Origin of the sequence: Marinobacter sp., from assembly GCF_046484525.1 — a bacterium.
Classification (GTDB): domain Bacteria; phylum Pseudomonadota; class Gammaproteobacteria; order Pseudomonadales; family Oleiphilaceae; genus Marinobacter.
This window is the reverse complement of sequence record NZ_JAWOIS010000089.1, coordinates 1-12,290: the sequence shown is the minus strand read 5'-3', so window position 1 is coordinate 12,290 and position 12,290 is coordinate 1. Positions and strand designations below refer to the sequence as shown.

The following is a 12,290-nucleotide window of genomic DNA, read 5'->3' as shown; positions in this document are numbered from 1 at the left end:
ACGGGCGGCCGCTGAGACGGATAAGTCCAGGTGGCTGTCAGCAGTTCCAAACACAGACTGGAGATCAGTTGATGATTTACGAAGGTAAAGCCATCACGGTTAAAGAGATCGAAGGCGGGATCGCTCAGTTGGACTTTGACTTGCAGGGCGAGTCAGTCAACAAGTTCAACCGTCTCACCATTGAAGAGCTTGGTGCCGCAGCCGAAGCACTCAAGTCCCAGAAGAATCTGAAGGGTCTGGTAGTCACCAGCTCCAAGGACAGCTTTATTGTCGGTGCGGATATCACCGAGTTCACAGAGCTGTTTGCCGGTTCCGAGGAAGACCTCGTGGCCAACAACCTCAAGGCCAACGAAGTATTCAACGCGATTGAGGACCTGTCGGTCCCGACCGTTACCGCCATCAACGGTATTGCGCTGGGTGGTGGTTTTGAGATGTGTCTGGCAACCGACTACCGGGTTATGGCCCCGAAGGCCAAGGTAGGTCTGCCGGAAGTCAAGCTGGGCATCTTCCCCGGCTTTGGTGGCACCGTGCGTTTGTCCCGTCTGGTTGGCGTGGATAATGCCGTCGAGTGGATTTCCGGTGGTACCGAGAATCGTGCCGATGCCGCTCTGAAGACCGGTGCTGTGGATGCGGTCGTTGAGGCTGATAAACTGGTTGACGCAGCCATTGCCATCATCAAGCAGTGCAACGAAGGCAAGCTGGACCACATGGCCCGTCGCGAAGAGAAGAAGGGCAAGATCAAGCTTAACGCCATGGAAAGCATGATGGCGTTCGAGATCTCCAAGGCGTTCGTGGCTGGCAAGGCTGGCAAGAACTACCCGGCGCCGGTGGAAGCCATCAAGACCATGCAGAAGCATGCCAGTCTGACCCGCGACAAGGCGATCGAAGTAGAAGCCAAGGGCTTCGCCAAGATGGCAAAGACCAACGTCGCCGCGTGTCTGGTCGGCCTGTTCCTGAACGACCAGGCCCTGAAGAAAAAAGCCAGTGCCTGGGAGAAGGAAGCCTCTGATGTCAACCTGGCCGCCGTACTGGGCGCCGGTATCATGGGTGGCGGTGTGGCATTCCAGTCCGCACTGAAAGGCACGCCGATCATCATGAAGGACATCAATCAGGACGGCATCAAGCTGGGCCTGAATGAAGCCAAGAAGCTGTTGTCCAAGCGTGTTGCCAAGGGCAAGATGAACGCCGACAAGATGGGCGACGTCCTGAACAACATCACTCCGACACTGAACTACGGTGACTTCAAGAGCGTAGACCTGGTGGTTGAAGCCGTTGTTGAAAACCCGAAGGTGAAAGATGCGGTTCTGCGCGAGACCGAAGACGCGGTTCGCGAGGACACCATCCTGACCTCCAACACCTCCACCATCTCCATCAACCTTCTGGCCAAGAACCTGAAGCGTCCGGAGAACTTCTGTGGCATGCACTTCTTCAACCCGGTGCACATGATGCCGCTGGTTGAGGTTATCCGTGGCGAGAAGACCAGTGATCGTGCCATCGCGACCACCGTTGCCTATGCCAAGGCCATGGGCAAGACGCCGATCGTCGTCAACGACTGCCCGGGCTTCCTGGTTAACCGTGTTCTGTTCCCGTACTTCGGTGGCTTTGCCGCGCTGGTACGTGACGGCGCCGACTTCCAGAAGATCGACAAGGTCATGGAGAAGTTCGGCTGGCCCATGGGCCCGGCCTACCTGCTCGACGTGGTGGGTATGGACACCGCCAGGCACGCCAACGAAGTCATGGCAGACGGCTTCCCGGATCGCATGAAGGCCGACTTCAAGTCCGCCATCGACGTGATGTTCGAGAACGATCGTTACGGCCAGAAGAACGACAAGGGCTTCTATCGCTACGAAGAAGACAAGAAGGGCAAGCCGAAGAAGGTTGTCGACGAAGAAACCTACAAGCTCATCGAGCCTGTGGTTAACGGCAGCAAGGACTTCGACGAGGAAGAGATCATCGCCCGCATGATGATCCCCTTGTGCCTGGAAACCGTTCGCTGCCTGGAAGACAACATTGTTGAAGACCCGGCCGATGCAGACATGGGCCTGATCTACGGTATCGGTTTCCCTCCGTTCCGTGGTGGTGCTCTGCGCTACATCGACGACATGGGCGTCGACAAGTTCGTTGAGCTGGCAGACAAGTACGCAGATCTTGGTCCTTTGTACGCGCCGACCGAGAAGCTGCGTGAAATGGCCAAGACTGGCAAGAAGTTCTTTGGCTAACCCTAACGAGATTTCCGAACGGAGAAAGATCTATGAGCCTTAATCCGAGAGACGTTGTCGTCGTCGATTGCGTGCGGACTCCGATGGGTCGTGCCAAAAACGGCTGTTTCCGCAACGTACGTGCCGAGACACTGTCGGCTGCGCTGATCGAAGCACTGTTTGAGCGCAACCCGAAGCTCGACCCGAAAGAAGTGGAAGATGTGATCTGGGGCTGTGTAAACCAGACCAAGGAACAGGGCTTTAACGTGGCGCGGCAGATTTCCCTGCTGACCCGTATCCCGCACGAGTCCGCGGCCCAGACCGTGAACCGTCTGTGTGGCTCCGCCATGAGCGCCATCCACACAGCCGCCCAGGCGATCCAGACTGGCAACGGTGACATGTTCATGGTAGGTGGTGTCGAGCACATGGGCCACGTCCCCATGACCGAAGGTTTCGACCACAATCCGGCTGCGTCCAAGTACTCTGCCAAGGCCTCCAACATGATGGGCCTGACTGCGGAAATGCTGGCGAAGATGCACGGTATCACCCGTGAACAGCAGGATGAGTTCGGTGCCCGTTCCCATCGTCTGGCCCACGAAGCGACCGTTGAAGGCCGCTTCAAGAATGAAATCGTGCCCATTGAGGGTCATGACGAGAACGGTTTTGTGAAGCTGATCGAGGAAGACGAGACCATTCGCCCGGAAACCACTGCGGAGTCTCTCTCCCAGCTACGCCCGGCGTTTGATCCGAAGAACGGTACCGTCACTGCTGGCACATCTTCCCAGCTGACCGATGGCGCTTCTGCCATGGTGCTGATGTCCGCTGAGCGCGCTGAGGCTCTGGGGCTGACCCCGATTGCAAAGATCCGCAGCATGGCCGTGGCTGGCTGTGATCCCGCAATCATGGGTTATGGTCCGGTACCGGCCACCAAGAAGGCACTGAAGCGTGCAGGCCTGAAAGTCGAAGATATCGACTTCTGGGAACTGAACGAAGCCTTCGCTGGTCAGTCCCTGCCAGTCCTGAAGGATCTGAAGCTGCTGGGTGTTATGGAAGAGAAGGTGAACCTGAACGGCGGCGCGATTGCCCTGGGCCATCCGCTGGGCTGCTCCGGTGCCCGCATCTCCACCACACTGCTGAATGTCATGCAGGCCAAAGGCGGTAAGCTTGGTGTTTCCACCATGTGTATCGGCCTGGGGCAGGGTATCGCCACGGTGTGGGAGCGCGTCTGATTCTGCGTGCGGGACTGATCGCTCCGTGAACAGCGAGGCCCGGCAACTGCCGGGCCTCGCTGTTTGTGAGTTGTGAAAAAAAGCCTCCAAGAAAATAAAGAATGGGTTGTCTTGCCAATCTTGACCCTGTAAAACAGTGAGCCTATACAGAATGGCGGCTCGTGTCTGTTTTCTAGCCGCTTGATTTTACAGCGAGTTTACGGCTTGCTAATTATTTGATCGATTTGTCGCCAAGGAAACAGATCTCCGATATGGGTAAAAGTCTCGTAATTGTCGAGTCGCCAGCGAAAGCGAAGACCATCAACAAGTACCTGGGCTCCGACTACATCGTGAAGTCCAGCGTGGGGCATATTCGGGACCTGCCGGTAAGCGGCAGTGGCTCCCAGGCCGACCCCAAGGAACGGGCGCGTCAGGCGGCGCTGACCCGCAAGATGAGTCCTGAAGAGAAGGCCGAGCACAAGAAACGCAAGGCCCGGGAGCAACTGGTGGCCCGCATGGGTGTCGATCCCGACCACGACTGGCAGGCCCGCTACGAGATCCTTCCCGGCAAGGAAAAGGTGGTCAGTGAACTCAAGCGCCTGGCCAAGTCCGCCGACCACATCTATCTGGCAACGGATTTGGACCGCGAAGGGGAGGCCATCGCCTGGCACCTTCAGGAAACCATTGGCGGCGATTCCGATAAATACCGGCGGGTGGTCTTCAACGAGATCACCAAGCGTGCCATTCAGGAGGCGTTCAACGATCCCGGCCATCTGGACCGGAACCGGGTGAATGCACAGCAGGCCCGCCGCTTCCTGGACCGGGTCGTGGGTTACATGGTGTCACCGCTGCTGTGGGCCAAGATTGCCCGCGGTCTGTCCGCTGGCCGGGTCCAGTCGGTGGCTGTGCGCCTGATTGTCGAGCGGGAGCGGGAAATCCGCAAGTTCATCCCGGAAGAGTTCTGGCAGTTACACGCCGATCTGGCTTCAGAAGGCGCGAAGGATCCGGTGCGCTTCGAGGTGACCCGGTACAACGATCAACCCTACCGGCCGGTCAATGAAACCCAGAGCAACGAGCACGTTGCGCGCCTGAAGGAAGGTAGCTTCAAGGTCGCCAAGCGGGAAGACAAGCCGACCCGGTCACGTCCGTCTGCTCCCTTTATTACCTCGACGCTGCAGCAGGCGGCGAGTAACCGCATGGGTTTCAGCGTCAAGAAGACCATGATGCTGGCCCAGCGCCTTTACGAGGCGGGTTTCATCACCTACATGCGTACCGACTCCACCAACCTGAGTCAGGACGCGGTTGCCAGTTGCCGGGAGTTCGTCAAGAAACAGTTCGGCGACAAGTACCTGCCCGAGAAGCCCCGGGTGTACGGTAGCAAGGAGGGCGCCCAGGAAGCCCACGAGGCGATTCGCCCCACTGAGGTGAGCCGTCGTCCGTCCGACATTACCGGCCTGGAGAAAGATGCCGAGAAGCTCTATGACCTTATCTGGCGCCAGTTCATTGCCTGCCAGATGGCCGATGCCGAGTTTCTGAGCACCTCCATTGTGGTAGCCAATGACGGTTACGAGCTCCGCACCCGTGGCCGCATCGTCAAGTTTGACGGTTTCCTTAAGGCCGCGCCCCAGTCCAGCAAGAAGGACGAGGACGTTGCGCTGCCGGATATCCAGGTCAACGAAACCCTGGACCTGAAAAAGCTCGACCCGAGCCAGCATTTTACCAAGCCGGCACCGCGTTACACCGAAGCGAGCCTGGTAAAAGAGCTGGAAAAGCAGGGTATTGGCCGGCCATCCACCTATGCCTCAATCATCTCCACCATCCAGGACCGGGGTTACGTGCGCCTGCAGAACCGCCGGTTCTACGCGGAGAAAATGGGCGAGATCGTCACCGAACGGTTATCCGAGTCCTTCCCGAATCTGATGGATTTCGATTTCACCGCCCGCATGGAGGATGAGCTGGACGAGATCGCCGAGGGCGATGAGGACTGGAAGCAGGTCCTCAATGATTTCTACGCCCGGTTCCGGCAACAGCTGGAATCCGCGGAAAAAGCCGAAGGTGGCATGCGCGCGAACACGCCCACGGAAACCGACATTCCGTGCCCGTCCTGTGGCCGCAACATGCAGATCCGGGTTGCCAGCACCGGCGTGTTCCTGGGCTGCTCCGGCTACTCACTGCCGCCCAAGGAACGCTGCAAGACCACCATCAACCTGATTCCGGGTGATGAGGTGGTCAGTGCCGATGAAGACGTGGAAGGCGAGGGCGAAACCCGTCTTCTGCGCAAGAAGCGTCGCTGCTCCAAGTGCGGTACGGCCATGGACAGCTACCTGATCGACGAGAAGCGCAAGCTGCACGTGTGTGGTAACAACCCCGACTGTTCCGGTTACGAGGTCGAGGAGGGCACCTTCCGTATCAAGGGCTACGACGGCCCGACCCTGGAGTGCGACAAGTGCGGCTCCGAGATGCAGCTCAAGACCGGCCGTTTCGGTAAATACTTCGGTTGCACCAATCCGGACTGCAAGAACACCCGGAAACTGCTCAAGAACGGCGAACCGGCACCCCCCAAGATGGACCCGGTGCCCATGCCCGAGCTGCAATGCCAGAAAGTTGACGACACCTACGTGCTGCGCGACGGTGCCTCCGGCCTGTTCCTGGCGGCCAGCAAGTTCCCCAAGAACCGGGAAACCCGCCCGCCACTGGTGAAGGAAATCAAACCGCACCGCAAGGAAATCGATCCCAAGTACGATTACCTAATGGATGCCCCGGAAACCGATCCCGAAGGCAACCCTACGGTGATCCGCTACAGCCGGAAATCGAAAGAGCAGTACGTCATGTCGGAAAAGGATGGCAAGGCGACCGGCTGGTCCGCGTGGTACGTCAACGGCAAGTGGCAGCTGCGGGAGAAGGGTAAGTAAGCCTCCAGGACGGGGTCAGATGAAGGTTTTCATCAGACCCCATTGCCAGGCCATACTCAGGGGTCTGATGAACTCGTTCATCTGACCCCAACTTAAGGTCAACCCCGGGGTCAGAAGAAAGCTTTCTTCAGACTCCAAGTTCAAGCCTCCAGCTTTCGATCCAAGACGGGGTCAGATGAAAGCTTTCATCCGACCCCAGTGCCAGGCCATACTCAGGGGTCTGATGAACTTGTTCATCTGACCCCATGTTCATTCATCCCCCACACTCACCGAAACTTCCTTAACCGCTGAATCAACGAGGAAGTATCCCAGCGACTCCCTCCCATCGCCTGAACATCTGCATAAAACTGATCCACCAGTGCCGTCACCGGCAGCGTCGCGTTGATCTTGTTCGCTTCCTCCAGACAAATCCCCAGATCCTTGCGCATCCAGTCCACCGCAAAGCCGTGGTTGAACTCGCCCTCGATCATGGTCCCGGAGCGATTCTCCATCTGCCAGGACTGCGCTGCGCCCTTGGAGATCACGTCCACCACCCTGGCCACATCCAGGTTCGCCTGCTCGGCAAAGTGCAGCGCCTCGGACAGCCCCTGAACCAGGCCGGCGATGGCAATCTGGTTAACCATCTTTGTCTTCTGCCCGCTGCCGGCAGGTCCCATCAGATTGACCGCCCGACCGTAGTGGTCCATCACCGGCTTCGCCTTGGCGAAAGCCTCTTCGGGCCCGCCACACATAACGGTCAACTTGCCGTTCTCCGCCCCCTGCTGGCCGCCGGAAACCGGCGCATCGATAAAGGCCTGATTCCGCTTTGCCGCGGCCGCCGCCAAACGCTCAGCCACCCCCGCCGATGCCGTCGTGTGATCTATCAGGATGGCACCCTCGGGCGCATTGGCAATGATCCCGTTCTCGCCCTCGAACACCTCGATCAGGTCCCTGTCGGCGCCAACACAGGCCATCACGAAATTGGCACCCTCAACCGCTTGGGCAATGGTCGTACAGGCTTTGCCGGAATACTCGCTGATCCATTGCTCGGCCTTGGCCGCTGTCCGGTTCCAGACGCGGACTTCAAGGCCGGCTCTGGCAAGGTGCCCGGCCATCGGGTAGCCCATTACACCAAGTCCGATGAAGGTTGCAGTGGTTGTCATAGTGTTCTCCAAACTCTATAAGTTGTTGATTGTTTGAATGGATCTATAGAAATGACTTAGAAACACGTCCTATCGAGGATAGCGCAGATCGTGTTCTTTTTGGACTGGTCGCAAACCTACAAGTGACACCAGGGTGAGTTTTTGGGGCTACCCGGCATCGTCCTTTCGGAAAACTCACTCTGAACATGGCTTACAGCACCATCCACAACATCACCAAAAAACTCCGGTAGATGGGGTACGCCAGCCCTTGGGCTTGTAAGTGCCCAAAAAACACCTCCGCCAGCACCCCGGGGTTTTCTCCAAACAGGTCGCCCAATCCGAAACGCAAAGGGTGGATCGCGTTCCAAAAAGACCAGTACACCTACCACCCGGACCACCTGGGCACCAGTGCCTACATCACCCACACCAACGGGCAGGTGTACCAGCATCTGGAGTATTTCCCGTTCGGGGAAACGTGGGTGGAGGAGCACTCAAACAAGCAACGGACGCCGTATCTGTTCACCGCGAAGGAGCTGGATGAGGAATCGCAGCTGTATTACTTCGGGGCGCGGTATTACGATCCTAGGACGAGTGTTTGGCAGTCGGCGGATCCGATTCTGGCTGATTATTTGGGCTCAAACGAAAGCAAACTCACCAATGGGGGTGTGTTTGAGAGCCGGAACTTGGGACTGTTCACATACAGCTTCAATAGCCCGGTCGTGATGTATGACCCGGACGGCAACTTTACAGTTGTTGCTCAAAGGAAAAGGGACGGTATCACGGGCAAGGAATCCTGGTCGTTCCAGTTCGAATCGGACGGTGTTCAGAAAGGAGTTATCAAGTCAGCCATGGCCAAGACAAATAAAATAGGGAAGAAAGTGGATAAAACCGGGAAGCTCGGCGACTTCCTGGTGGGAAAACCGGTCGGTTACAAGCATGATGGATTGGTAGATAGAATCGGTAAATTCTTCCGAGAAAATGATGTTGATGCCGAGGTTTTTTCAGGTAAAGAAGAGCTTCTTGGCGGCCTAGTATCTCAGGAGGACGCAGAAAACTTTATAGAAAACATGAACCCCGAATTAAAAGAAGAGTGGGGGTATGGCGATATATTGGACCGAGCCAAAGATGCTTCAGAGGACGCCGTTATGGGTACATCTGGGGGGTTGTTCGATAAGTTCCTAGATACTAAGCAGAAGCAATGGGAGAACAATCCCGATGCGATGTAAACTAATTCTCCTATTGACGACTCTTTTGTTATCGTCTTGCGAAAAATACTGCTTCCAAGTCATTGACGGGAAGAATGCCACCGTTAAGGAAATAAAGGAGTTTGTTGACTCAGATCAGGAGTGTCGGAAACCGTCGGTGTTGTCGGTATTAGCTCGAGCCGGTAACAGAGAAGGGGTTGATTACCTGTTGAGTCGCGGCTACGTCGTTGAAAGGAATAGCTATTCTCAATTGATTAGACACGGGTGGTGGGACTTGATGCCACCCGACATCGACTGGGAGTATCCCAATGGCGACATCAATAGTCCTTACTCAGGACTATGTGGGGTTGAGTCCCAGTCAGTATTCAGGAGATATATTACGAATGTTTCTGATGCTGGCATGAAGATTGGTAGTGGGTTTACCTGCTTACACTTCCGCCTCAGTGAAATGCATGATAAGTCGGACCCGGACTTGGCCCTATGGCGCGAGAACATTAAAGCAATTATTGAGAAAGGGGGGGATCTATCTGCTGAAACAGAAAGCGGGAGAACGCCGATAGATTCCTTCGTCCAAGAGTGCGCGTCATATGTGGATGACTATGAACCATGCATCAAGGCAAAAGCGATAACGCTGGAGCTTGCCGAAGAACATGGCGTCAAATTGTCACCTCCGGTCAGACAATGGCTTGAGAACGGCGCAAAAGGTGCTGTCCCGTCCGCACGTTCGGCGGGACAATGATGGGTAATCACTGATAGCTACAATCTAAAACCAGCTCTTTAAAAATTTGGCTTATCCGGCGATCCGCACAACGGCGCCAACCGCCTCATCAAGGTCAGCGACCAGGCCGGCTGGGAAACCCGCCAGTACGGCCCGCTGGGCGAACTGACCCGGAGCACCCAAAGCCCGAACCGAAATAGCCGGCTGGTAAAGACCGCTTTGTTGTCGGTGAGAATGATGTGCGGCTTACCGAACTGATCGATGGCGTCCAAAAAAGGACGAAAAGTGGAGCCTTAGCCTTATGACTGAAATAGTGCGTAAGTTACGTGGTTATGAAAAGCACGGCGACAGTTTGATGATGGAAATAACTCTGTCGGCTATCGAGCTCTACCAGCTTCAGAAGCAATTTGGTCTCGTTGAGTCGGACCCAATGTACGATGCATATGAGGTTACGAAAGATCAGAGAAATTTCCTTCAAAGGTATCTAAAGGAAACTATCAAGTGGGAGAAGTATGACTGGTTTATTGAATGAATCCGAGGGCAAAGCAAGGGCAGTTACGACTACCCCTACATGCAGCGCATGGATTACGACAAGTTCGGCCAGCGCCGCTACGTGCTGCACGGCAACAACACCGTCAGCCGCATCACCGGCCTGGCCAACCGAGCAATCAACACCAGCCCGAGCCAGATAATAACCGGGACAGAATTATTTTGGGATGCCTAGACCTGTTTTCAGTCACAGGAGCCACTATCGTTGTTGGTCGGCGGGTTGGTGACATTGGTGGAGCGTCGCTGCGGTTACTTGCTCGCGGGCCGCCTAAAGCGATTTACGGCCAACCAGACAATGCGCACCCTGATCAGGCTCTTAAAGCCAATCCGGGGTGCTGCAAAAACGCTGACTCTGGACAACGGCAGCGAGTTTGCGGAACACGAGCACATGGCCAAAGTGTTGGACCTGGCGACCTATTATTTTTGTGACCCATACTGCTCTGGCCAGCTCGGCACCAACGAAAACACAAACGGCTTGCTGCGCCAGTACTATCCGAAAGGGACGAACTTCGCCAAGCTGTCTCAAACACACATCAACCGCGTGGTTGAGCAGTTGAATAACCGGCCCAGAAAACGTCTGGGCTACCTAACACCGGCAGGGTTATTCTGGGGTGAATATTCCGGAGCACTATAAATGAGCGGTGCTGCGGTTATTGGTTGAATCCACGGAGTAAAGAAACCTCCAAAGCCAAGTCGAGATCCGTCTCCCGTGCCTGCACAGTGACTCAGGGTTGGGTTTTTTATGACAATAAGTAGCAGAGTAGAAAAACTAGTAAATAGTCTTTTTTGTAAAGATGAATGTTTTGGGAATATATTGTATCCCGAATCATATTCATTCTTTTTAGATTTAAATAATCTATTATATATGATTGATTTATGCGATGAGACTCGAAAGAAAGGGGGGGTGACATTGCCTCCTGACTTGAAGTCTAGAGAAGAGAAAGATTATATAGCTCAGGGTTTTGATATCGAAACCCATAAACGCGAAACTATCGAGCACTTAGCTAGATTAGTGGATAAACCAAGCAAAGAACAGCATTCTCCAAGCGATAGAATTTCCAATAATCGTCATTCATTTGCTATAGAAGGACTGTACAGGAATGTTTTCTATGGCTGTATTGTCCCTATTAGAGAATATTTTGAGCCGGCAAAAAGAAGGGGAGGAAAAATCTCTAAAGGACTTATCTCAAAAGTTATTGAGGAAGGTAAGCTGAATAATAGATTCTCTGTTATGTTAGGAACAAAAGCGGATTGTAGAGTTTCGGCGATTGATAGTACCTTCGTTAAGTCTATCGAAATGACTTTGACTAACTGGGGTCGCCATTTAGACGTAAGGGTCAACTTTAGAAATTGTGAAGCCGTACCTCTGTCCGAATTTTTCGGAGTATCCTCAGATATTTATATTCACGATGAGAATGAAAGGAAGGAGGCTATTCTTACTGTTCTTCAGATAGTACTTTGCATAAATGAATTAATGGGTGCTGATGGTTAAATTTGAATAATTTGAAGGTCTCTCGATCTGCTGGATCAGGTCTTGTGTTTTGCCTCCCGAATGGAGGGGAAATAGGACAGATCTATTTTTCGCCTTTTAAATTGGTGCGGGCCCGGTAGTACTGTAACAGTGGTTAGGTGATACCCGCTCTACTGCGCCACGCTCGCCCCATCGCTCTTTAACAAACCGGGCCGCGATCCAGCACTAATATCCGGAGCCCCGACTGAACCGATCGAGACCGTGCTGATCACCGCCGTGAAGGAATACAACCAGGGCGGCAACGAGATCCTCTGGACCAGCTACCGGTACGATCCGCTCAAGCAGATCACCGACGTGTTCGACGCCCAAAACAACCACACCACCGCCGAGTATGACCTGCTGGGCCGGCGCACCGTGCTGGCCAACCCGGACACCGGCAAGGTGGTGATGGAGTTCGATCTGGCGGGCAACCTGACCCACAAGGAAACCCCGAACCTGCGGGCGCTGGGTGAGACCATCACCTACCGCTACGACTACAACCGGCTGACCGCGATTGAGTACCCGCAGTACCCGGACACCAACGTCAGCTACGAATACGGTGCGCCCAACGCGCCGAACAACAGCGCCAACCGCATCATCCGGGTGACCGACCAGGGCGGCTGGGAAACCCGCAAGTACGGCCCCCTGGGCGAACTGACCCAGAGCACCCGCTACCTGCAATGGAGCGCCGGCCCGGGCGAGCAGTACACCACCCAATACACCTACGACACCTGGAACCGCCTGCAGCAGCTGGTGTACCCGGAGGGCGAGGTGCTGACCTACGACTACGACGTCGGCGGCCAGATGCACGCAGTCCGCGGCCGCAAGGGCAGCTACGACTACCCCTACGTCCAGCGCCTGGACTACGA

General features: G+C 55.2%; 10 protein-coding genes and 1 pseudogene. 10 read left to right on the top strand and 1 reads right to left on the bottom strand.

Features of this window, described 5'->3' with window-relative positions:
* Positions 1-71: 71 nt before the first annotated feature.
* The 3 genes from fadB (at position 72) to topA (ending at position 6,318) form a co-directional block, all read left to right on the top strand.
* Positions 72-2,219, top strand: a complete 2,148-nt coding sequence (gene fadB / locus R6W86_RS17695) for a fatty acid oxidation complex subunit alpha FadB (RefSeq protein WP_410330664.1) — start codon at positions 72-74, stop codon at positions 2,217-2,219.
* A 32-nt stretch (positions 2,220-2,251) separates the two neighbouring features.
* Positions 2,252-3,427, top strand: coding sequence for an acetyl-CoA C-acyltransferase FadA (fadA, locus tag R6W86_RS17690; RefSeq protein WP_410330663.1), 1,176 nt, complete (start codon positions 2,252-2,254; stop codon positions 3,425-3,427).
* Between the two features lie 251 nt (positions 3,428-3,678).
* A complete protein-coding gene (gene topA / locus R6W86_RS17685) occupies positions 3,679-6,318 on the top strand; it encodes a type I DNA topoisomerase (RefSeq protein ID WP_410330662.1) in 2,640 nt (879 codons plus the stop codon).
* A gap of 266 nt (positions 6,319-6,584) precedes the next feature.
* Here the strand turns inward: topA and R6W86_RS17680 are convergent, their stop codons facing one another.
* Positions 6,585-7,460: an NAD(P)-dependent oxidoreductase gene (locus R6W86_RS17680; RefSeq protein ID WP_410330661.1), complete on the bottom strand. Its 876-nt coding sequence runs from the start codon at positions 7,458-7,460 to the stop codon at positions 6,585-6,587.
* A gap of 230 nt (positions 7,461-7,690) precedes the next feature.
* Between R6W86_RS17680 and R6W86_RS17675 the strand changes: the two genes are divergently transcribed.
* From R6W86_RS17675 to R6W86_RS17645, 7 genes and pseudogenes are all read left to right on the top strand, one after another.
* Positions 7,691-8,665 (top strand): RHS repeat domain-containing protein, encoded by a 975-nt coding sequence (locus tag R6W86_RS17675; protein ID WP_410330660.1) that lies wholly within the window; start codon positions 7,691-7,693, stop codon positions 8,663-8,665.
* A gap of 253 nt (positions 8,666-8,918) precedes the next feature.
* Entirely contained in the window at positions 8,919-9,383 is a 465-nt protein-coding gene (locus R6W86_RS17670) for a hypothetical protein (protein WP_410330659.1), read from the top strand.
* Positions 9,384-9,663: 280 nt separating this feature from the next.
* The gene (locus R6W86_RS17665) at positions 9,664-9,894 is read left to right on the top strand and encodes a hypothetical protein (RefSeq protein ID WP_410330658.1); all 231 of its coding nucleotides are present in this window, start codon (positions 9,664-9,666) and stop codon (positions 9,892-9,894) included.
* 39 nt (positions 9,895-9,933) lie between these two features.
* Positions 9,934-10,086, top strand: a complete 153-nt coding sequence (locus R6W86_RS17660; protein WP_410330657.1) for a hypothetical protein — start codon at positions 9,934-9,936, stop codon at positions 10,084-10,086.
* Positions 10,087-10,134: 48 nt separating this feature from the next.
* The gene (locus tag R6W86_RS17655) at positions 10,135-10,545 is read left to right on the top strand and encodes an IS30 family transposase (RefSeq protein ID WP_410330656.1); all 411 of its coding nucleotides are present in this window, start codon (positions 10,135-10,137) and stop codon (positions 10,543-10,545) included.
* A gap of 108 nt (positions 10,546-10,653) precedes the next feature.
* On the top strand, positions 10,654-11,403 hold the full coding sequence (locus R6W86_RS17650; protein WP_410330655.1) for a hypothetical protein: 750 nt from the start codon (positions 10,654-10,656) through the stop codon (positions 11,401-11,403).
* A 240-nt stretch (positions 11,404-11,643) separates the two neighbouring features.
* Positions 11,644-12,290: pseudogene (locus R6W86_RS17645) on the top strand (hypothetical protein); the annotation flags it as partial.

Bases quoted from the DNA above. Each gene is read 5' to 3' on its own strand.
- R6W86_RS17680 (WP_410330661.1), bottom strand. From the start codon at position 7,460: ATGACAACCACTGCAACCTTCATCGGACTTGGTGTAATGGGCTACCCG.
- fadB (WP_410330664.1), top strand. From the start codon at position 72: ATGATTTACGAAGGTAAAGCCATCACGGTTAAAGAGATCGAAGGCGGG.
- fadA (WP_410330663.1), top strand. From the start codon at position 2,252: ATGAGCCTTAATCCGAGAGACGTTGTCGTCGTCGATTGCGTGCGGACT.
- R6W86_RS17665 (WP_410330658.1), top strand. From the start codon at position 9,664: ATGACTGAAATAGTGCGTAAGTTACGTGGTTATGAAAAGCACGGCGAC.
- topA (WP_410330662.1), top strand. From the start codon at position 3,679: ATGGGTAAAAGTCTCGTAATTGTCGAGTCGCCAGCGAAAGCGAAGACC.
- R6W86_RS17660 (WP_410330657.1), top strand. From the start codon at position 9,934: ATGCAGCGCATGGATTACGACAAGTTCGGCCAGCGCCGCTACGTGCTG.
- R6W86_RS17650 (WP_410330655.1), top strand. From the start codon at position 10,654: ATGACAATAAGTAGCAGAGTAGAAAAACTAGTAAATAGTCTTTTTTGT.
- R6W86_RS17675 (WP_410330660.1), top strand. From the start codon at position 7,691: ATGGGGTACGCCAGCCCTTGGGCTTGTAAGTGCCCAAAAAACACCTCC.